This window comes from Flavobacterium hibisci, from assembly GCF_020026925.1.
In the GTDB taxonomy this organism is placed as follows: Bacteria; Bacteroidota; Bacteroidia; order Flavobacteriales; family Flavobacteriaceae; genus Flavobacterium; species Flavobacterium hibisci.
The window spans coordinates 616,609-638,434 of sequence record NZ_JAIQDW010000001.1; the positions used below are offsets into that span (position 1 = coordinate 616,609).

General features: G+C 32.7%; 24 protein-coding genes. 16 read left to right on the top strand and 8 right to left on the bottom strand.

Going from position 1 to position 21,826, the window contains the following annotated elements; all coding sequences use genetic code 11:
- Positions 1-77 precede the first annotated feature (77 nt).
- The 5 genes from K8B81_RS02230 to arsB are packed head-to-tail and all read left to right on the top strand — an operon-like array spanning position 78 to position 3,218.
- Complete coding sequence (locus K8B81_RS02230) at positions 78-404, top strand: ArsR/SmtB family transcription factor (protein ID WP_223678589.1); 327 nt, start codon at positions 78-80, stop codon at positions 402-404.
- Between the two features lies 1 nt (position 405).
- A complete protein-coding gene (locus K8B81_RS02235; RefSeq protein WP_223678590.1) occupies positions 406-972 on the top strand; it encodes a hypothetical protein in 567 nt (188 codons plus the stop codon).
- A gap of 57 nt (positions 973-1,029) precedes the next feature.
- Complete coding sequence (locus tag K8B81_RS02240) at positions 1,030-1,506, top strand: DUF6428 family protein (RefSeq protein ID WP_223678591.1); 477 nt, start codon at positions 1,030-1,032, stop codon at positions 1,504-1,506.
- 19 nt (positions 1,507-1,525) lie between these two features.
- The gene (locus tag K8B81_RS02245) at positions 1,526-2,155 is read left to right on the top strand and encodes an arsenate-mycothiol transferase ArsC (protein WP_223678592.1); all 630 of its coding nucleotides are present in this window, start codon (positions 1,526-1,528) and stop codon (positions 2,153-2,155) included.
- A 1-nt stretch (position 2,156) separates the two neighbouring features.
- Positions 2,157-3,218 (top strand): ACR3 family arsenite efflux transporter, encoded by a 1,062-nt coding sequence (gene arsB, locus K8B81_RS02250; RefSeq protein WP_223678593.1) that lies wholly within the window; start codon positions 2,157-2,159, stop codon positions 3,216-3,218.
- A gap of 27 nt (positions 3,219-3,245) precedes the next feature.
- Here the strand turns inward: arsB and K8B81_RS02255 are convergent, their stop codons facing one another.
- The 5 genes from K8B81_RS02255 to K8B81_RS02275 all read right to left on the bottom strand — a co-directional run bounded on the left by K8B81_RS02255 (position 3,246) and on the right by K8B81_RS02275 (position 6,652).
- On the bottom strand, positions 3,246-3,596 hold the full coding sequence (locus tag K8B81_RS02255) for an immunity 51 family protein (protein ID WP_223678594.1): 351 nt from the start codon (positions 3,594-3,596) through the stop codon (positions 3,246-3,248).
- Entirely contained in the window at positions 3,583-3,933 is a 351-nt protein-coding gene (locus K8B81_RS02260) for a hypothetical protein (protein WP_223678595.1), read from the bottom strand. Before K8B81_RS02260 ends, K8B81_RS02255 begins: the two co-directional genes overlap by 14 nt.
- A gap of 207 nt (positions 3,934-4,140) precedes the next feature.
- Positions 4,141-4,509, bottom strand: coding sequence for a hypothetical protein (locus K8B81_RS02265; RefSeq protein WP_223678596.1), 369 nt, complete (start codon positions 4,507-4,509; stop codon positions 4,141-4,143).
- Between the two features lie 173 nt (positions 4,510-4,682).
- Entirely contained in the window at positions 4,683-5,918 is a 1,236-nt protein-coding gene (locus tag K8B81_RS02270) for a hypothetical protein (RefSeq protein ID WP_223678597.1), read from the bottom strand.
- Between the two features lie 164 nt (positions 5,919-6,082).
- Positions 6,083-6,652, bottom strand: coding sequence for a hypothetical protein (locus K8B81_RS02275; protein WP_223678598.1), 570 nt, complete (start codon positions 6,650-6,652; stop codon positions 6,083-6,085).
- Between the two features lie 362 nt (positions 6,653-7,014).
- On the opposite strand from K8B81_RS02275, the gene K8B81_RS02280 reads away from it, so the two are divergent.
- The 4 genes from K8B81_RS02280 to K8B81_RS02295 all read left to right on the top strand — a co-directional run bounded on the left by K8B81_RS02280 (position 7,015) and on the right by K8B81_RS02295 (position 12,602).
- Entirely contained in the window at positions 7,015-9,543 is a 2,529-nt protein-coding gene (locus K8B81_RS02280) for a PIG-L family deacetylase (RefSeq protein ID WP_223678599.1), read from the top strand.
- A gap of 116 nt (positions 9,544-9,659) precedes the next feature.
- On the top strand, positions 9,660-11,390 hold the full coding sequence (locus K8B81_RS02285; RefSeq protein ID WP_025571505.1) for a sodium:solute symporter: 1,731 nt from the start codon (positions 9,660-9,662) through the stop codon (positions 11,388-11,390).
- Between the two features lie 30 nt (positions 11,391-11,420).
- The gene (locus K8B81_RS02290) at positions 11,421-11,969 is read left to right on the top strand and encodes a GNAT family N-acetyltransferase (RefSeq protein WP_223678600.1); all 549 of its coding nucleotides are present in this window, start codon (positions 11,421-11,423) and stop codon (positions 11,967-11,969) included.
- Between the two features lie 78 nt (positions 11,970-12,047).
- Positions 12,048-12,602, top strand: a complete 555-nt coding sequence (locus K8B81_RS02295; RefSeq protein WP_223678601.1) for a DUF3575 domain-containing protein — start codon at positions 12,048-12,050, stop codon at positions 12,600-12,602.
- Here K8B81_RS02295 and K8B81_RS02300 read toward each other — a convergent pair.
- Both K8B81_RS02300 and K8B81_RS02305 read right to left on the bottom strand, forming a co-directional pair.
- Entirely contained in the window at positions 12,599-12,829 is a 231-nt protein-coding gene (locus K8B81_RS02300; RefSeq protein WP_223678602.1) for a VF530 family protein, read from the bottom strand. The genes K8B81_RS02295 and K8B81_RS02300 overlap by 4 nt on opposite strands.
- A 97-nt stretch (positions 12,830-12,926) precedes the next feature.
- Positions 12,927-13,565, bottom strand: coding sequence for an outer membrane beta-barrel protein (locus K8B81_RS02305; RefSeq protein ID WP_025571511.1), 639 nt, complete (start codon positions 13,563-13,565; stop codon positions 12,927-12,929).
- Between the two features lie 135 nt (positions 13,566-13,700).
- Here K8B81_RS02305 and smpB point away from each other — a divergent pair, with 135 nt between their 5' ends.
- Together smpB and K8B81_RS02315 are read left to right on the top strand one after the other, a co-directional pair.
- The gene (smpB, locus tag K8B81_RS02310) at positions 13,701-14,156 is read left to right on the top strand and encodes an SsrA-binding protein SmpB (RefSeq protein WP_025571512.1); all 456 of its coding nucleotides are present in this window, start codon (positions 13,701-13,703) and stop codon (positions 14,154-14,156) included.
- Positions 14,157-14,275: 119 nt separating this feature from the next.
- Complete coding sequence (locus K8B81_RS02315; protein ID WP_223678603.1) at positions 14,276-15,295, top strand: Fic family protein; 1,020 nt, start codon at positions 14,276-14,278, stop codon at positions 15,293-15,295.
- Here the strand turns inward: K8B81_RS02315 and K8B81_RS02320 are convergent.
- The gene (locus K8B81_RS02320) at positions 15,292-16,140 is read right to left on the bottom strand and encodes an NAD(P)H-hydrate dehydratase (protein WP_223678604.1); all 849 of its coding nucleotides are present in this window, start codon (positions 16,138-16,140) and stop codon (positions 15,292-15,294) included. The two genes, K8B81_RS02315 and K8B81_RS02320, sit on opposite strands and share 4 nt — an antisense overlap.
- A gap of 233 nt (positions 16,141-16,373) precedes the next feature.
- Between K8B81_RS02320 and gcvT the strand changes: the two genes are divergently transcribed.
- The 5 genes from gcvT to kdsA all read left to right on the top strand — a co-directional run bounded on the left by gcvT (position 16,374) and on the right by kdsA (position 21,820).
- Complete coding sequence (gene gcvT, locus K8B81_RS02325) at positions 16,374-17,456, top strand: glycine cleavage system aminomethyltransferase GcvT (protein WP_223678605.1); 1,083 nt, start codon at positions 16,374-16,376, stop codon at positions 17,454-17,456.
- A gap of 147 nt (positions 17,457-17,603) precedes the next feature.
- On the top strand, positions 17,604-19,634 hold the full coding sequence (locus tag K8B81_RS02330; protein WP_223678606.1) for a carboxy terminal-processing peptidase: 2,031 nt from the start codon (positions 17,604-17,606) through the stop codon (positions 19,632-19,634).
- Positions 19,635-19,763: 129 nt separating this feature from the next.
- Positions 19,764-20,477 (top strand): YebC/PmpR family DNA-binding transcriptional regulator, encoded by a 714-nt coding sequence (locus tag K8B81_RS02335; RefSeq protein WP_025572893.1) that lies wholly within the window; start codon positions 19,764-19,766, stop codon positions 20,475-20,477.
- Positions 20,478-20,612: 135 nt separating this feature from the next.
- Entirely contained in the window at positions 20,613-20,813 is a 201-nt protein-coding gene (locus K8B81_RS02340) for a hypothetical protein (protein WP_223678607.1), read from the top strand.
- Positions 20,814-21,001: 188 nt separating this feature from the next.
- Positions 21,002-21,820 (top strand): 3-deoxy-8-phosphooctulonate synthase, encoded by an 819-nt coding sequence (kdsA, locus tag K8B81_RS02345; protein WP_223678608.1) that lies wholly within the window; start codon positions 21,002-21,004, stop codon positions 21,818-21,820.
- The last annotated feature ends 6 nt before the right edge of the window (positions 21,821-21,826 follow it).

Genomic DNA, 21,826 nt, shown 5'->3' on the forward strand with positions numbered 1-21,826 from the left:
TTTAAATATAAAAAATATCAGCATTAGTTTTTTTTTAGAAAACATTTATCGTAATATTGCAATATAAAAATAAAATAATGGGAGCTACTAAAACAGATCATTTTACCGATGAGCAAAATCAGATTGCTATAATTGCAAAAGCATTGGGGCATCCTGCCAGAATTGCCATCATTGAGTATTTATTAAAAGTTGACACTTGTATCTGCGGTGATATTGTAAATGAACTTCCTCTTGCACAACCTACTGTTTCCCAGCATTTGAAAGAGTTAAAAAATGCAGGACTTATTAAAGGCAATATTGAGGGAAATGCTATTTGTTACTGTATTGATGAAAAAACATTTGATATTTTAAAAGAATATTTTTCTAAAATTATCCTAACGGTTACAAATCAAAAATGTTGTTAATATGGAAACTGCTTTTATTATCACTACAATATTATTAGTCTTATATTCATCACTTGCATTGTTTGACGGTGTGTATTTACACCTTTACAAATATCGTTTGCATGAGCAAAAGGAGAGTAAATTTGAACACCTCACACATACTATTAGAGCCCTTTTATTTTTAGTAATTCTTTATACTTTGTTTATTGAGATCGAAAATAACAATCTGTTTTTCACAGGTATTGCATTTATTTTCCTCGACATTTTCATAATGATTATTGATGCCTATACAGAAAAAGACAGTAGAAAATTTATGGGTGGTCTGCCTCGCTGGGAGTATATCATACATCTTTTGATAAATGGCTTTCATTTTGCAGGTATTGCTATATTTTTAGTCCTCAAAATTAATCTTACAAATGAAGGTATAACTTTAAAAAATAATTTCCTTGAATTTGAAAATTATAACCTTTTCAAAATAATTGCTTTAAATATTTTACCCGGTTCAATTCTAATAGCTTTACTACACTTTCTGGTATACATACCTAAATTCAATTTTTACTTAAAAAAAATCCAACTCAAATGTTGTTAACCATTTTTTTGTTACAATAAATCGCAATATTGCAATAAACAACTAAATAATAAAACTATGAAACTATCCGAAATTAAAACAATACTCAAAACTGTAGAAACAGTAAATTTTCAATTACCAAACGGAAACTTCGTACCGGAGCATTTCCATGTTACAGAAGTAGGCTTAATAACTAAAAACTTCATTGATTGCGGAGGAACTGTACGTAAAGAAACTGTAGTAAACTTTCAGCTTTGGAATGCCAACGATTTTGAACATCGTTTAAAACCACAAAAACTGATTCATATTATCGAACTTTCTGAAAAAGTTTTAGGAATTGAAGATTTTGAAATTGAAGTCGAATATCAGGACACTACTACAATTGGAAAATATGATTTGGGTTTCAATGGCAAGGATTTCCAACTTCTCAATAAGAAAACGGCTTGTCTGGCACAGGATCAATGTGGAATTCCTGCCGAAAAACAAAAAACAAACCTTATACAGCTTACCGCTAATAATACTAATTCATGTACTCCAGGCGGAGGATGCTGCTAAATTATTCCGTTAAATTAATATGTCAAATAAAGAAACATTATTCACTGCTATAGAGAAAGTTGTATCAGAATTTAATTTTAAAAAAATTACTACTGAACGGAAAGACATTTTACAGCCTCTTATTGATTTCATTCAATCGAAAATTAACCATAAGGAAGATATCCGGCTGAATTTCATTTGCACACACAATTCCAGAAGAAGTCATTTGTCGCAAATATGGGCGCAAACTGCTTCATATTATTATGGTATAAAAAATGTATATTGCTATTCGGGAGGAACAGAAGCAACAGCAATGTTTCCCAAAGTGGCACAAACTTTAGCAAATACCGGATTTAAAGTTCAAAAACTATCCGAAGGAAACAATCCGGTTCATGCCATTAAATTTGCTAAAAACCATGCCCCAAATATCTGCTTTTCAAAAAAGTATGATGATCAATTTAATCCTGAAAGTAGTTATGCAGCCATTATGACCTGTTCACAGGCCGACGAGGGCTGTCCGTTTATCGCAGGAGCTGAAAAACGGATTGCGGTTACGTATGAAGATCCAAAAGCTTTTGATAACACTCCTTTGCAGGACTTTAAATATCAGGAACGTAGTCTTCAAATTGCTACTGAACTATTTTATGTTTTCTCCCAAATAAAAAAATAAAATGACTATAAATCATTGTTCGCCAATTGCAGAAAGAAAAAAGCTGTCTTTTTTAGATCAATTTCTCACATTATGGATATTTATTGCTATGATAATTGGCGTTTCTATTGGCTATTTTATTCCGTCAAGCGGAAATTTCATAAACTCCTTTTCCAGCGGAACCACGAATATTCCGCTGGCAATTGGGCTTATTTTAATGATGTATCCGCCTTTGGCAAAAGTAAAATACGAAAATATGGGAGAAGTTTTTAAAAACACCCGAATCCTTGGTGCTTCATTATTCCTGAATTGGATTGCGGGACCAATTTTAATGTTTGCACTTGCGCTTCTGTTTTTAAAAGGCTATCCGGAATATATGATTGGTTTAATACTTATTGGTTTAGCACGCTGCATTGCTATGGTTGTCGTTTGGAATGACCTGGCTGATGGAAACCGCGAATATGCTGCTGGATTAATCGCCTTAAACAGTATTTTTCAGGTTTTGCTTTATAGTGTCTATGCGTATATTTTTATCACTATTTTGCCTCCTTATTTTGGTTATACAGGATTTGATATTGATATTAGTATTGGACAAATCGCTGAAAGTGTGGCTGTTTATTTAGGAATTCCTTTTGCTCTTGGCGTTATAAGTCGTTATAGCCTGATAAAACTTAAGGGAGAAGAATGGTTTCAGAATAAATATGTTCCGTTTATCTCTCCAGTTACTTTGATTTCTTTGTTATTCACAATTGTGATCATGTTTAGCTTAAAAGGAAAATTGATTGTTCAGATTCCCATGGATGTAATTCGAATTGCGATTCCTCTGGTGCTTTATTTTGCTGTTATGTTTGTCATTAGCTTTTTTACCGGAAAGTATTTTGGTGCTGATTATTCGAAAAGTACGGCAATTGCTTTTACAGCCACAGGAAACAACTTTGAACTGGCGATTGCGGTTGCAATAGGTGTTTTCGGAATCAACAGCGGACAAGCTTTTGCAGGTGTCATTGGCCCTTTGGTCGAAGTTCCAGCTTTGATTGCCCTTGTGAATGTTGCTTTTTGGTTCAGGAAGAAATATTATTCTTAGGGTTACTTGCGGGTTTTTATTATTGCATTAATCTAATTCTGCTCTTGAAAATAAATCTTGTATTAAAATTTTATTTTCGCAGGCTTCTTTAAATGCAATAATAAAAATTTTTAAAGCATCCGTATTTGATGAATAAGCACAAAACATACCTGCTTCGGGGTCAAACTTAACGTTCTGCATTAGTTCAGACTTTCGTTCCTCTAAAAATACTTTTGCTAAAGAAGCCCAATCGTAGCCGTTTCCCTCAAATCCTTCTTCTTCCCTCTCTTGGAAAATTTCAGTCTTGTATTCCCCTACATTCAAACATACCGAAACACTTTTTTCATATTCAACCCAAAAGAATGGCTTAATTAATTCCTTAAAATTATGAATGTTCATATTGTTCTAATTCTTTAAAAAGTTCGTCCGCGTTTTGTTTTATACCTTCTCTAAATTTTGCAGGTATTTTATCCTTTACCCGTTCATACCAATCATAGAAATTTTGTTTTATTTGAATGATATTTAGTTTAGTAATTCTTCTTTTTGCCATTTCAGGATAGTGCTTTGCGAAATGAACAAACGCATCTATATGTACAAGTAAAGGCTGACATATCTCATTAGATGTTCTTAGCCATTCGTCTGATTGTTTAATTTGTTCTATTGCCAGATTAAAATAACGGGCCGGTTCTAAATCAGCCATTTGATTTCCATCTGGAGCTGTACTAAATATTTTCATCCTTAATTTTGTGTTATTGTCTTTAGTATTTTGTAGATTTTTGTCAAAATTACCACTCAAGTACTACAGCGGGTTTGAGACTAAATTAAGCCCTTTCTTCGGGTTTGTAACCCGAGTCCCGATAATTATCGGGAGGAACAGGCGAAGCAAATTATCCAAATACAAAACCATCTTTCCATTAAACAAATTACCTAAATTCTCCGTTTTTTATAGTTCAATATTTTCATTTCCATCATCATCTTCTTCCAAATATAATTTCCAATTTAATTTATTAGCAATTTGCTTAAAAGCGTTAATGTAAATTTGTTGATCAGTATTTTGCCCTTTTGAGCAAACAATTGCAACCAGGGTCACAAAGTGATTTACATTCTTAGAAGATGAATAATTTCCGTCATAAGTTTCTACTAATATGATTTCAACCCAAGGGAATTTGTCAGTATTTGTAAACGATTGATGATTTGTCTGCTTAAAGAATTCTGTTTCTAATAAACACTTAACCACAACTGATTTGTCGAGCCTCTTACTAAAGTTCTCGTCAAATTGAATATTAAAGTAATTATATCTATCGCTCCACATTATTTTATTTTTAGTCGTCTTTCTTCACTTAAAATTCGCTTATAACGTTCTGCCTCTACAAGCAGTTTGCGGGTTATGAAACTGAGTATTTTCGGCTAAACGAAAATAGTATTTAAAAAAAAGATAATACCACTAAATCCGCAAATCGATTATAATGACTGGTGACAGTGCCATTACTCATGATGTACGGCAATTTTTTCTGAAATTCTTCGGATAAGAAATAAATATGGTAATATTAATTTGTTATTACGAGGAGTTGGTAAGATTACTTTATTTTCTCTACTTTCTCTCAAATGTACCAATACATTTCTAATTTTTTCGATATTTGATTTCACACTTTTTATTATTCCTTTAGGTTCAATATCCAATTTGTCACCTTTATTTATTAAAGCAGTTATTTTAAAACCTCCATCAAATTCCAAGTCTTCCGCAAAAAAATCTTTATTTGCTTCTATTTCCATTTTAATATCTTCCCATGTACAAAAGTCTGCCAATAATTTTTCTAATTTAATACTGTCATCATTTTGTTTAAAGTTATCTTTAAATTCTTCAATCAATAGTTTACTATATTTTTCTGAGCTATTTAATAAGTCTGGGCGTTTTATTATTCTAATCAATCTCTTTTTTAGTTCATCATTAAGATGATAGTAAGCACAATATTCTAAAACTTGAAAATAGAAAATGAATCTTAGTCGATTGTTAGAAGTTTTTCTGGCCACGAGAAAAAGATCAAGTAAAACAGGGTCAATTTTGTTTAGATTTAAAACTTGTGGAAATTTTTCATTTACCGAGTAACAAGGAACAATATAGTTATCTTCTTCAACTGATTCTTCAAAAATCACCAAATTTGGAGAATCACGATGATAGTATGACATGTAAAAATTTAAATGTTTGGCAAGTGAAACGAATGAATGATCAATACTTGCAAAGTCACCTTCTATGAAAAAATTAATAGGCCTTTTGTCTGCATAATATTCTTGTATAAAATCAGGAAGATTTTCTATATTATAAAATTCACTAAAGTCACGTAGGTTTCGATAGTCTGTATCAGAACTTGTATCTGAAACGATAAAATTTTCTGCTAACATTTTAAATTGGGGCGTAGGCTCACGAAAATTTGCTTTGAATTCAAAACCTTTGTAAAAGAAAGTAAATTCTCTGTTAATTAATTTATTTTCTTCTGGGAGTATAGTATAAATTGCCTCAAGTTCGTCTAACTCTGAATGGAAAATTGCTGAAAATTCAGGTGGGAAAATTATGTTTTCAATCAATGAAAAATCGGAGTCATCTTTAAATTTAAAATAGAATGTGTCGTCATTCCAAGCTTTAGTGATTTCATAATAACTGTCTTCAAGCTTGTAATCTAAAGATGGATTTTTTTCTTTTAAGGTTTCTAGGTGTGGATTCATTAGTAGTTTTTTTTAGGCACTGTCAACGTTCTGAAGCTTGGCAAGGTTGAAGACTAAATTAAGATTTATGTTTCGGTTATTCACTATTTTTTCAAACACAAAACCATCTTCAAATTAAGCCAATTGCCGAGCTTGCTTTTAGCGTGTATTACCAGTAGTTATTTTTAACCGTAATTGAAATAAATAGTTTTTGAACCATTGCTCAATCCAAAATTAAGAAGGCTAAGGAGATTTCTAAGATCTTGACCTAAATTGTTACCAATATATCCATCACCAGGATTAGTATGAAAGTTTGAGAAATATTTTTCAATTCCTATAGTATCATAACTTGTTTTATCAAGTTTTTGTTCTAAATTTTCAGTCTCTCCAAGTTTTTCGATTAATAATGTTAGGTTATTTTTTACTTCTGAAATGTTATTTTCAACTTCAATATTTTTCTTCAGCCTTGATTGTCTTAGGTTCTCTTTTTCATCTTCATCGTCTTCAAATTCAAGCATTTCTTCAATTTCCCATTCTTCAGTATATTCTTGCATATTGTAAAGAAAAGTAATGTCTACACCAGTTAATTCACCTATTTGGTCAAGTTCGGGTCTACAATCTTCAACTACGTCTTTTCTGCACATGAAATTACAAAATGTCCTACTTAAATTTGCTACTTCTTGAATTTTTTCAAACTCATCAAGCAAGTAAATATTTTCTTGATTGTCAAAATTTACTGAAATGTCTAAACCCATAATCTGTTTTTTATAATTACTGGCAACTTGTTAATATGCGAAACAAACATTCGCATATCTACCCAAATTTAAATGTATATACGAAGTTTTGTTTCGTATTATTTTTTCCAAATATATTTATTTTTTCTTACAACTTTATGAGATATACAATTTTATAAATCCCAAAAATCCTCTTATGAAAAACCACTGCCCCTAGCCCAGATGGAAGCGGCATCCTTTTGTGACGGGGTTCGGCACAAAAGATATAGCGTACAGCTGGAAATAGCTTCTGATCAAAAAAATCAACATTAACATTTCATTTAATTAGGGTTCAAAGATTTAATTACTATTTTTGGGACTCTTTCAAAAATAGGAATCACGCTATGCGAAAAACACAGTTATTTTTACTTTTTTTTATCAGTATACAAATTTCTTTTGCCCAGCAGCCTCAAAAACATAATGCTGTTGAAATTTATAATCAAATTCAAAAATTAAACTTTCTGGGCTCTGTTTTATACATTGCAGCACATCCGGATGATGAAAACACGCGCCTTATATCGTATTTATCGAATGAAGTAAATGCCAGAACCGGTTATTTATCATTGACTCGTGGCGACGGAGGTCAGAATTTAATTGGTCCGCAGCTGCGTGAATTATTAGGCGTAATCAGAACCCAGGAACTGATCGAAGCCCGAAAAATAGATGGAGGGGAACAGTTTTTTTCGCGTGCAAATGATTTCGGATTTTCGAAAAACCCTGATGAAACTTTAAAAATCTGGGATAAAGATCAAGTGCTTGCCGATGTAGTCTGGACAATCCGAAAATTTCAGCCCGATGTGATTATCAACCGTTTTGATCATCGCTCACCTGGAACGACGCACGGTCACCACACCTCGTCTGCAATGCTGAGTGTGGAAAGTTTTAATTTGACGAACGATGCCAAAAAATATCCTGAACAATTAAAATATGTGGACACCTGGCAGGTTAAACGTTTATTTTTTAATCCGTCATGGTGGTTTTTTGGAAGCCAGGAAAAATTTGATGCTGCTGATAAATCCAAATATACTTCTTTGGAAACAGGCGTTTTTTATGCTGGAATTGGCAAATCGAATCAGGAAATTGCTGCTTTAAGCCGCAGCCGTCATCAGTCGCAGGGATTTGGAAGTACCGGAGCAAGAGGTGAAGAAACTGAATATCTGGAACTTATAAAAGGCGAAAAAGCCAAAAATCTCAATGATTTATTTGACGGAATTGATACATCATGGAACCGTGTAAAAAATGGTAAACCTATTGGTGAGTTAATTTCGCAGATAATTAAAAATTATAATTTTAGCAATCCGTCGGCAAGTATTCCTGATTTGGTAAAGGCGTATGCGATGATTCAGGAACTGGAAGATACCCATTGGAAAGATTTAAAATCAGACGCAATAAAAAACATTATCGCATCGAGTGCCGGATTATATCTGGAAGCTGTTGCTGATGAGCAGGAAGCTACACCGGGAAGTAGTGTAAAACTAAACATTGAAGCTATCAACAGATCTTCAGTAGAAATGCAATTGACAGGCTTAACAACATTACCGGATAACAAAACCACTGTTAAATTCAAGTTTTTCTTAAAAAACAATAACGACCAGAAATTTAAACTTAATATTCAGCTTCCTGAAACTATGGAATACACACAACCGTATTGGCTGAAAGAAAAAGCAAGTGTTGGAATGTACACAGTTGCAAATCAGGAAAACATCGGAACTCCGGACATCATAAGAGATGTAAAAGTGCTTTTTAATATAAGAATTAACGGTGTTGATATTCCGTTTGAACGAACTGTTGTCTATAAATATAATGACGGCGTAAAAGGCGAAATGTACAATTTTCTGGATATCGTTCCGGAAGTTACGACTTCGATTCTGGAAAAAGTCTTAATTTTTAAAGACACGAAAAGTAAAATGATTCCCGTAAAAGTCCGTGCGGGAAAAGATGGAATTAAGGGAGATTTGCAACTAGAACTTCCTAAAAGCTGGGTGGTTACTCCTACCAAAATTCCGTTTACACTGGAGAAAAAAGGAATGGAACAAACATTTTATTTTGAGGTTATCCCTCCTTCCAACCCTGAAGAAGCTATTGCAAAGAGCGTAGTTATGATGGAAAACAAAAAATTTGACAAAGACCAGACTATTCTTGATTTCACTCATATCACAAAGCAATTGGTTTTAAAATCAGCCGAATCAAAATGTATTCGAATTGATTTAAAAACCACGAATGACGCAATTGGTTATATTATGGGCGCAGGTGATGAAGTTCCGGAAAGCCTGACTCAGATGGGGTATAAAGTAACTATTTTAAAACCAGAAGAAATTACACCTGAGAGATTGGAATCTTTTAATGTGATTATTACAGGAATACGTGCTTACAATACCGTAAACGCTTTGGCAAACAAACAGCCAATCCTTTTTGATTTCGTTAAAAGTGGCAAAACGATGATTGTACAATACAATACAAATGGCAAATTAGTTACGGATAAAATTGCACCTTACCCGCTTAAACTTTCTAATGACCGTGTGACTGAGGAAAATGCAAAAGTTACTTTTCTTGCTCCGGATCATCCTGTCATAAACACGCCAAACAAAATATCAACAAAAGATTTTGAAGGATGGACACAGGAACAGGGATTATATTACCCGAATCAATTTGATGATGCTTTTACTCCTATTATTTCATCCCATGACAAAGGCGAATCAGACAAAAAAGGAGCTTTGTTGGTGGCTCCATATGGAAAAGGCTATTATATTTACACCGGCCTGAGCTTTTTTAGAGAACTGCCGGAAGGTGTTTCCGGTGCTTACAGGTTACTTTCGAATATTATTTCGCTAAAACAGCCTATCGAAGCTCCAAAGCAGGAATTAAAAAACTAATTAAAATGGAAGCGAAAAAAGAAAAAAGATGGAAAAAAAGCTACACTTATGTGTTAGTAGCTAATGCCGTTTACATTATTATTTTTTTCTTAATCATGCAATTATACTCATAACTTATGCAGCTATTTGACTGGATTGTACTTATTGTTACACTTTTATTTATTGTAGTTTACGGATCATGGAAAACCAAGGGAAGCAAAAATGTCGAAGATTTTATTTTAGGCAATAATGAAACTCCCTGGTATACCGTTGGGCTTTCTGTAATGGCAACGCAGGCCAGTGCGATTACTTTTTTATCTACGCCTGGGCAGGCCTATCATGACGGAATGGGGTTTGTACAGTTTTATTTTGGACTGCCAATTGCCATGATAGTCATTTGCCTGACCTTCATCCCTTTATACCATAAAAACAAAGTATTTACAGCTTATGAATTTCTGGAAAAGCGATTTGATGTAAAAACACGTTCGCTGGCAGCCATTTTATTTCTGGTGCAAAGAGGATTAGGAACTGGTTTGACTATTTATGCTCCGGCAATTATATTATCGACTCTCTTAGGCTGGAATTTAACTTTGATGAACATCTTTATTGGTGTTCTGGTTATATTCTATACATTCTCCGGAGGGACAAAAGCAGTAAATGTAACTCAGAAACAGCAAATGTTCGTGATTATGTCCGGGATGTTTATCACATTCTTTTTGATTCTGCATTATTTGCCACAGGATATGACTTTTTCAAGTGCCATGCATATAGCCGGTGCCAATGACAAGATGAATATTGTGGATTTTTCATTTGATCCCGAAGAAAGATATACTTTCTGGAGCGGAATCACAGGTGGTTTTTTCCTTATGCTTGCCTATTTCGGAACAGACCAGTCACAAGTAGGCCGTTATCTATCGGGAAAATCTGTCAAGGAAAGCCAGATGGGATTAATTATGAACGGACTATTAAAAGTTCCAATGCAGTTTTTTATATTGCTTACAGGGGTTATGGTTTTTGTATTTTTTCAATTCAATCCTGTTCCTTTGAATTTTAATCCAAATAATAAAATTATTATTGAAAAATCTGCTTTTAAAGAGGAATATCATGCTTTGGAAGTTAAGTTAAACAAACTTTCTGAAGATAAAAAAGTAATCAATCTTTTGTATATCGAACAGTTGAATCAGGATTATGACAATCCAATTCTTCGAAAAGAATTAGTAACATTGTCTAATAAAGAAAAAGATTTGCGTGACCGTGCAAAAGAAATCATTTCTAAAGCCGACAGCAATAGTGAAACCAATGATAAAGATTATGTGTTTTTCCATTTCATTTTACATTATTTGCCAAAAGGACTTATTGGATTATTACTGGCAGTAATCATTTCGGCTGCTATGTCATCAACCGCTTCCGGATTAAATGCCTTAGCATCAACAACTGCTATTGATATCTATAAACGAAATCTAAAAGAAGAGAAATCTGAAAAACATTACCTCAATGCTACCAAATTCTTCACCCTTTTTTGGGGAATTGTTGCCATACTTTTTGCGTGTGTAGGAACATTGTTTGAAAATTTAATTCAGTTGGTAAATATCATTGGATCAATATTTTACGGAACTGTTTTAGGTATTTTTCTAGTTGGTTTTTATCTGAGACGTGTTCAGGCAAAACCAATGTTCTACAGTGCAATTATTAGCCAGCTGACCATTTTTATCATTTATTATTTTATGATTTATATTTACCCAAGTGGGCAGGAAAAATTAGGTTATTTATGGCTGAATTTTATTGGTGCAATCCTCACTATCTTATTATCTCTGTTTATACAAATTACTTTCTACAAAAGAAATAATCCGGAATTAAATGGGTTATAATTTTCAATCAAAACATTATATCAATTTTTTATGCTAAATTTTAACTTCACCCCTTTTCCTGTTATAGAAACTGAGCGTTTAATTTTAAGACGAATTACAGATGATGATCTAAATGAAGTTTTTGAATTGCGATCAAATCCGGAAACAATGAAATATATTCCAAGACCTTTAGTTAAAACTACAGAAGATGCTCTTGAACATATTGGAATGATTGAAGAAAAAATCGTAAAAAACGAAGGAATCAATTGGGGAATTACATTAAAAGGCAGCCCTGAAATTTTAGGTATTATAGGTTTCTACAGATTGCAGCCTGAAAATTATCGTGCAGAAATTGGCTATATGTTACTTCCTCAGTTTCATGGAAAAGGAATTATTACTGAGGCAGTAAAACGATTAATTTCTTATGGCTTTGATGACTTAAAACTTCACTCCATTGAAGCTGTGATTGATCCTGAAAATTTTGCCTCTGAAAAAGTTTTACAAAAATGCAATTTTGTAAAAGAAGCCCATTTAAAAGAAGCTGAATTTTATGATGGAAAGTTTTTGGACAAAGTTATTTACTCCTTAATAAACCGTTAATTTTTATTATAGTTATTCTTTTTATTCCGCTATATTTGCGCACAAAACAAAAAAATTCCTTGTTTTAAACCTAAGAACATGAAAAAAACACTTATATTACTTTTTATTATCTCAATAAACGCACATAGCCAAACCTATATAAAATTCAATGCTTTTTCAGTTTTAGCTCTTGTACCTAACCTTGGAGTAGAAACAAGTATTGGAAAAAAAACAACTTTTAGTTTTGATGTAATGGCTTCCTTTTGGGAGTCATTTGATGGTAAAAAACCTATGAAATTTGTTACTTATACTCCTGAAATACGATATAATTTTAAAGAAAAATATAATGGCTTTTATACAGGCGCACATGTAGGTTTTGATAATTATGAACTCCAAAAATGGGGATATTGGGATACTAATACATATGAAAAGGGGATTGGATATAGAATAGGGGCAACAATTGGATACAACAAAAAACTTAATGATAAATTTTTATTAGACATTTTTATAAGAGGTGGCTGGCATCAAGGATTCTATAAAGGATATTATAACGATGGAACACCTGGAAGATATGAAAATGTAAAGAATTGGAATAAAAGCAGTGAATACCTGCCTTATGGAGGTGGAATTATGATTTCTTATAAACTAAATTAATTTTCAGGAAACTTAGGAATTGATTTAATATACAGATTTTCCACTTTTTTTCTGGCCCAATCTGTTTTTCTTAAAAATGTCAGACTAGATTTTACACTAGGATTTTCAGTAAAACATTTGATCGGAATTAACTCTCCTAAAGTATCAAAACCATAATAATCAATAAGGGTTTCAACAATTTTTTGAAGCGTTATTCCGTGAAGCGGGTCTTTAGATTTGCTTTGCATGTTTATATTTTTAAATGAATAACAAAGACCGTGCTTAAAAAAAAGTACGGTCTTGTGTGCAAAATTAACGAATTGACCCAAAACAATTCATTAAATTTTAGAATAAGAACTTAAATCCAAAAGAAAGCGGTGATGTGAGGTTTGGATTACTTCCTGCCAAAGCCGTATTGTAAAACGGATCAACATTTGCAACATGTGCTAGCCCAAAATTAGTAACTGTCGTTTTCTCTCCATTTTTAGGCTCAAGAGTTGTAGTTGTAAAATTGGCTAAGTCATAAGAAAATTCAACTGAGAAGTTTTTAGTTATAAAATAATCAAAACCTCCTGATACAGATAGTCCAAACTGATTTACTTTTAATTCGCTTTCCTTTTCTTTTCCCGTAATTACCGGCAAAGCAGCTTGTCCAAAGAAATATAGTGAACCGGCTACATTCCAATATTTTCTTACCAAAGGCTGAACAACAATAAGATCAGTTTTTGCAGCTGTACCTGCGTCTGATTCGGATTTAATATTGATGTATCCAACTCCTGCTCCCACAGCCATAGATGGAGATACAAATGTTCCAACAATTGGCAATACAGATAAACTTGTGTTTTTTTCATCAGCCATTTTGGTCTGCTGATAGCCAAATTGTGAAGTTGCAAACCATGTTCCTTTTAATCCCTGACTGCCCTCCTGAGCTTTAACGGTTAAACCAATTAAAATTATGCTCACTAATGTTACAATTTTTTTCATGTTATTATGTTTATTAATTACATGACAAACTTATGGGGAACCTTTTGGGACAGGAATGATTAAAATCATAGATTAAAAAAAACTTTAATTATATTTAAGCACGTCAAAGTTTACAATTTTACTTATTTTTGCATCATGTTAAAATCAGTCAATATACTTAATAAAAGAGCCAGGTTTGATTATGAAATAATCGATACCTACACCGCCGGAATTGTTTTGGCAGGAACTGAAATTAAATCAATCCGATTAGGAAAGGCCAATATTACGGAAAGCTTCTGTGAGTTTAGTAATAATGAGCTTTTTGCTATTAATACATACATTGAAGAATATTCATTTGGAAATCAGTTTAATCACAAGTCAAGAAGCGAAAGAAAATTGCTTCTAAATCGGAAAGAATTAAAAAACCTTCAGAAAAGTGTTCAGGCAAAAGGATTAACTATTGTTCCTCTTAAACTGTTCACGAATGAAAAAGGACTCGCAAAACTTCAAATCGGACTTTGTAAAGGAAAGAAAAATTACGACAAACGTGAATCCTTAAAAGAACAGGATACAAAACGTGACTTAGATCGTATAAAAAAAGCGTTTAATTGATATCCTTTGTTGGAATTGTGTTTTTTTTTAAACAAGACATTTTAAAAAGCAATATTGATGTATTGCTTTTTTTATTTCAAATCTAATGACAAATTACGTCAGGACAAACTTCTTTTAAAATGAAATCACTTCTTAAAAATGCTCGTGAACAAAAGGGACTAAAAACCAGGGAAGTAGCACAAATATTAAGCATTGATCAGGCCTTAATCAGTAAATTTGAAAGCGGCCTGCGAAAACCAAAAAAAGACCAGATTATAAAATTAGCCACACTTTTAGAAATTGATTATGAAACTTTGATGATTGCATGGTTAAAAGAAAAAATTTTATACGAAATTGGAGATGAAGAATTTGCTTTAAAAGCGCTTGCTGCGGCCGAACAAGAACTTCAATATCAAAAATCGGTGTCAAAAATAAAAGCATCAGGTACTTTAGAAAAGATGCTGCAGGAAATTGAATTTCTGAAAGCAAAACTAGATTCGTCTGTTCAAAACAATTTTTATGAAATTTCTCAAAAATCCGAATTAGAATATACTTTTGAAAGTAATCGAATAGATGGAAATACCATGACCCTGAAAGAAACAGAAATGGTAATTAACGAAGGTTTGACTATTTCGGGTAAAAGTATGAAGGAACATCTGGAAGCTGTAAATCACCAGGAAGCTATACGTTTTATAAAAAATTTAGAAAAAAACAATTCTTTTACCGAACCTAATCTTTTATCAATTCACAATTTAATCCAAAGAGGAATACATTCTGAAAGTGGGAATTATAAAAAAACCAGAACAAGTGAGAAGGAGTCTAAACCATTTTTGATTTCCAAAGAAATAGAAGAATATTTCACTTGGTTCGAAGTCAATAAAAACAAATTGCATACTATTATTTTAGCTGCAGAAATGCATTTCCGCTTTTTAAAAATTGATCCTTTTGATGAAGGAAACGGAAAAATATCCAGACTGATCATGAATTTAGTTTTATTACAAAAGGGATATCCAATTTTGAACATAAAGGGAGATGAAGAAAATAAAAAAAACTATTCCAGACTGAACGAAAATAATGATTCTGAAGAATTTGTATTTTTTATTGCACAAACACTAAAAGAAGCATTAGAAAGGTGTATCAAAATGAATAAAGGAGATTAATTTTGAAGGCTCAAAAATGCTTTTCCAAGGTTTTTAATGATATCAGATGCTATAAAAGACTGATAACCGTTTTCTGGTAAAGCAATATCAGCTGTTAATCCGTGAATAAACACTGCTAATTGTGCTGCCTGGACAGGTACATAATCCTGTGCAAGTAAACTGGTAATGATTCCTGTAAGCACATCACCGCTTCCGGCAGTTGCCAACGCTGCATTTCCGGTTGTGTTTTGGTAAACTTTTGTCTGATTGATAATGTAAGTTGGGGCTCCTTTCATTACAATAATTACTTTATAATGTTCTGAAAAAGCGATTGCTTTTTGAAACTTCTCAGATTCAGAATCCCATTTGCCAATTAAACGTTCGAGTTCTTTTGGATGTGGAGTCAAAATTGTATTTTCAGGGATTAATTCGAGCCATGACTGATTTTCTGAAAGAATATTTAAAGCGTCTGCATCCAGTACTAAAGAAGTTCTATTCGTTCTTAAAAATTCAAATAGAGCTTTTTGTGTTCCTAACTCCTTCCCTATTCCCGGACCTATTCCAATTGCTTGTGGAATCAACGGAAGCTGAATATGGGTTATAAAGTTTGTATTTTCGTCAGTGACAACCATGACCTCAGGAATTGAAATCTGAAGAATCTGATAACCGCATTTTGGAGCAAAAGTCGTTACAAGACCACAACCCGTTTTAATACAGGATTTTGAAGCCAGAACAGCGGCTCCTACTTTGCCATAACTTCCTGCAATTATTACCGCATGTCCCTGAAGTCCTTTGTGTGTAAATGGATTTAAAGGCTTGTAGAATTCTAAAATTTCTTCTTTTGTGATTAAATATGGAGACTTCATCGCTATGCTATTATACTCTAAAATTACATTAAAAAAACGAATCACTGATATTCCTTGTAACGATTTGCCCTAGCCCTGGTAGCAGCGACATCCTTTTTATTTTTCCTTTAAAAATAAAAAGATATAGCGAATAACAGGAAAGAGCTCCAAATCATTGCGAAATTTACAATTTAAGCCATTTATATTCGACATTTTTTGAATAGATTTGCAAAACAATTTTATACATCAATACAATGAAAAATACTGCGCTTACGCACATACATGAAGGTTTAGGAGCAAAAATGCTTCCTTTTGCAGGTTATAATATGCCAATTACTTACGAAGGTGTAAACGCTGAACACGAAACAGTTCGTAACAGTGTGGGTGTTTTTGACGTTTCGCATATGGGAGAATTTTTGTTGACAGGGCCTAACGCCTTAGCTTTGATTCAGAAAGTGACTTCAAATGATGCATCAACTCTGACAATTGGAAGAGCCCAATATTCTTGTCTTCCAAACAATGAAGGCGGAATCGTAGATGATTTGATTGTGTATAAAATGAAGGAAGAACAATATTTGTTAGTCGTAAATGCTTCAAATATTGAAAAAGACTGGAACTGGATTTCATCTCACAATGATTTAGGGGTTGAAATGAGAAATCTTTCAGACGATTATTCATTATTAGCCATTCAGGGACCAAAAGCAGTTGAAGCAATGCAGTCCCTGACTTCTGTTGATTTAGCTGCGATTACCTATTACCATTTTGAAGTAGGCGATTTTGCTGGAATCGAACATGTAATTATTTCTGCTACAGGATATACTGGTTCTGGCGGGTTTGAAATTTACTGTAAAAACAGTGAAGTAGAACAAATCTGGAATAGAGTTTTTGAAGCCGGGGCATCTTTCGGAATTAAGCCGATTGGTCTTGCTGCACGTGATACTTTACGTCTTGAAATGGGATTCTGTCTTTACGGAAACGATATTAACGACACTACTTCTCCGCTTGAAGCTGGTTTAGGATGGATAACGAAATTTACTAAAGATTTTACTAATTCTGAAAGCTTGAAAAAGCAAAAAGAAACAGGTGTTACTAGAAAATTGGTTGCTTTTGAAATGCAGGAACGTGCAGTGCCAAGACACGATTATGAAATTGTAGACGCTGACGGAAATGTTATCGGAATTGTGACTTCCGGAACCATGTCGCCTTCTATGGGCAAAGGGATTGGTCTGGGTTATGTTACAGTTGCAAATAGTGCAGTCGATACTAATATTTTTATTAGAATCAGAAAAAATGACGTTCCGGCTAAAGTGGTAAAATTACCTTTTTACAAAAAATAAAAATTTTAAAAAAAATAGTTAAAAAATGCATTGCTTAATTGTGATGCATTTTTTATTGAATCACTATTTTGATATAAGAATATTCCGGAAAAATATAACAATTAATAAAAAATTAAACGTAAATTTAATTCTGGAATCCTTCAAAATATGAAAAAAATAATATTAGTATTTCTACTTATTACAAACATTCTATTTTCTCAAAATAGTGACAAGACATGCGAAATACTTACCAAAATAAATCACCTGATTCAAAACGAACACATTAGACCAAAACCATTGGATGATAATTTATCAATTTATGTTTTTGATAATGTAATGGATGAGCTGGATCCTTCCCGAAATGTTTTTTTCAAATCAGAATATGATGAATTATCTAAAAAATATCGACTGAATATAGACGATTTGATAGTACAAGGAGATTGTAGTTTTTTGCCTGATATTACGAACAAATACAGAAATGGACTTCTGCGAAATAAAGCTATTTTAGAGAAAATTCAAACCGGAACAATTGATTACAATAAAAAGGACACTATCCGGTTTTACAAAAAAGCCTTCAAATTTTATCTTAAAAAAGAAGATCTGGAGAAAGTGTGGCTAAAAAAAATCCGTTACCAAATCCTGGATGATATTGCTGAAAAAAGTGATAATCTTGATTCTTTAAAATTAAATTTCAAGTCAATTGAATTACAATCGAGAACTACTATTTTATCAAACGAAATCTGCAGGATAAATACACTTTTAGAACGAAAAGACACACAACAGGAAAACCTTTATAACTTTTTTTGTACCTACTTTGATCCGCATACAGCCTACTTTAGCGATGATTCTAAATCAAGTTTTGTAGCATCTTTATCGAAAGAACATTTTTCATTAGGAGTAAGTTTAAAATTAAATGAGAAAAATGAAATCATTATCGATGAATTAGATCCAAATGGTCCTGCATTTCAAACGGGACAGATTAAAAAAGGAGACCAGATAGTTTCAATTTCAAATCAAAAAGAAACCTTAGAAGTTTCATGTGCATCATTAGAATCTGTTTCAAGTATGATATTATCTGAGTCTAATAGAAAGATCACACTTACTTTAAAACGAAACTCTGGTAAAAATTTTGAGGTTTATATAGAAAAGCAAATAATGAAAGATGAAGAAAATTCTGTTTATAGTTTCATTATTGGCAAAGAAAGCAAAATTGGATATATTAAGATTCCCAGCTTCTATGCTGACATGGAGCAAAACAACCGTAAAGGCTGCGCTGATGATGTAGCCAGGGAAGTCATCAAACTTGAGAGAGATAACATAAAAGGTCTTGTAATTGATCTGATTAATAACGGTGGTGGTTCTATGGAAGAAGCTATAAGGCTGTCCGGTATGTTTATTGATTACGGACCACTTTCTGTTGTTATAGATAATAAACAAAACAGAACCGTAATAAACGACCCGTACAGAGGTTTGATCTACAAAGGACCAATCGTAATTTTAATAAACAGCAATACGGCTTCTGCAAGTGAATTTTTTGCTTCAAATTTACAAGACTATAACCGTGCTTTATTATTAGGCAGTAGCACGTTAGGAAAAGCTACCATGCAGACAATCGTTCCTCTTGATGAAAATACAACTACCGATTTTCTAAAAATAAGTATTAATAAATTTTACAGAATAACCGGTAAAAGCCATCAAAATACAGGTGTTAAACCAGATGTTATTCTTCCTGAATTCTATGAAAACATCTTTCAAAAAGAAAGCAGTTTCCCAACTGCTATCCAAAATGACAGTATCGGCCTTTCATTAAAATACAAACCTTATGTAAAAAGAAATCTAATTGATAAAATTGCCAAAAACAGTTCGGCAAGATTAGCTGACAATTTCTATTTTAAACAAATCAGGGAAATCAATTCAAAAATTGACGAAATGATAAATGCTCCAAAAACGGAAATACCAATGACAATGAATTCAATCTTTGAGCAGAAAACTATCAGAGAAAAAATATGGAAGGAAATTAATGCATTCAGTGATACAAATAATCCGTTAGATGTATATAATTCAACTATAAATCAATTTTTACTTGGTGTATACCCAGCTGAAAAAACAATAAATCAGTATAAAATTGACAATCTGAAAACCAATCCTTACCTGAACGAAGCCGTAAATATTATCAATGAATTTAATACTTCAAAATAAATCTCAGATTATCTAAATTCCATTTTTTTTTATTTTTTAACTAAAAGCGTAATTTTAAAAAGAATATAATTTGATTTTGGAAAAATAAGGAATAACTGTATTTTTGCATCACAAAACTAAAAATTAGAAATGGGAAGAGCGTTCGAATTTAGAAAAGGAAGAAAAATGAAACGTTGGTCAGCAATGGCCAAAACATTTACCAGAATTGGTAAAGATATCGTTATGGCTGTTAAAGAAGGCGGACCAAACCCAGACGCCAATTCTAGATTAAGAGCAGTTATACAAAATGCAAAAGCAGCCAACATGCCTAAAGATAATGTGGAGCGTGCTATAAAAAATGCAAGTAATAAAGATACTGCCAACTATAAAGAAATTTTGTTTGAAGGATATGCCCCTCACGGAATTGCCATTTTGATTGAGACAGCTTCTGATAACAACAACAGAACAGTAGCCAATATCCGCAGTTATTTCAATAAATGTAACGGTACTATGGGTACTCAGGGTTCTGTTGAGTTCATGTTTGACCACACTTGTAATTTCAGAATTGCCAATAATGGTCTTGATGCCGAAGAATTAGAATTAGAACTAATTGATTTTGGTGCCGAAGAAGTTTTTGAGGATGAAGACGGAATCTTAATTTATGCTCCTTTTGGAAGTTTTGGAGCCTTACAAAAAGAATTAGAAAACAGAGGACTGGAAATCTTATCATCTGGTTTTGAACGTATTCCTCAAATCACAAAAGAATTAACAGAAGCTCAAATAGCCGACGTTGAAAAACTGATTGAAAAAATAGAAGAAGATGATGATGTAATGAACGTTTATCACACCATGAAAGAACAGTAATTTTTCAAGATAAAAATTAAAAGCCCCGGAAATAAAACCGGGGCTTTTAGTTTATAATGATTTTAAACAAATTATCAACTCAATAAAATAACAATTGAACCATTATATTTGTACCTCCAAATTTAAAAATGACCTATGAAAAATTCCAAGTACACTAAAGTTGCCGTAATAATTATGGTAATATTGTTTGTAATTGTAAGTATGTTAGGATGTACGGTACACCACAACCACTCACATTCTCATTCACACCACAAATCAAAAAAAATGCCTCCTGGTCAGGCAAAAAAAATATCCGGAGACAAAAGTGCTAAATCACATGCACATGGTCATCGTTAAAAAATATTATTTACTCAAAGCCTTTTAATTTTTAAGAGGCTTTTTTAGTTTCTGTCAATAAAGAGACAACAATATTTGGTACAAATACATTTTTTCTAAAAGTTAACGTTGCTTCTTAAAATAATCACAAATCTTCATCTGTAAATAGCAAATCCTGACTACATTTGCACTGTCAAAAAATCACAGATATGAATTTACAGCATATTCCACAAATTAAGCATACTGACAGTGGCAATTTCTTTTTATTAGCAGGACCATGTGCTATAGAAGGAGAAGAAATGGCACTTCGAATTGCTGAGAAATTAGTTGGTATTACCGACAAACTTCAGATTCCTTATGTATTTAAAGGATCATTTAAAAAAGCAAACCGTTCCAGAATTGATAGTTTCTCTGGAATTGGTGATGAAAAAGCACTTAAAATTTTACGAAAAGTTTCTGAAACTTTCCATGTTCCAACAGTAACAGATATTCATACGAATGAAGACGCTGATATGGCTGCACAATATGTGGATGTATTACAAATCCCTGCTTTCTTAGTACGTCAAACTGATTTGGTCGTAGCTGCTGCCAATACAGGAAAAACAGTTAATCTGAAAAAAGGACAATTCATGAGTCCGGAAAGCATGAAACATGCGGTTCAAAAAGTGTTAGATTGTAATAATGAAAATGTTATAGTGACTGACCGTGGAACTATGTTTGGTTATCAGGATATGATTGTTGATTACCGTGGGATTCCCACTATGCAGCAATATGCTACAACAGTTTTAGATGTAACACATTCTTTACAACAGCCAAACCAAACTGCAGGTGTTACCGGTGGAAGGCCTGATATGATAGAAACTGTTGCTAAAGCAGGTATTGCTGTAGGCGTTGATGGTATTTTTATCGAAACTCATTTTGATCCTGCAAATGCTAAAAGCGATGGTGCCAATATGCTTCATTTAGACTATTTCGAAGGACTAATGACCAAATTGGTAGCTATCAGAAAAACGGTTAATTCATTCTAATTTCAT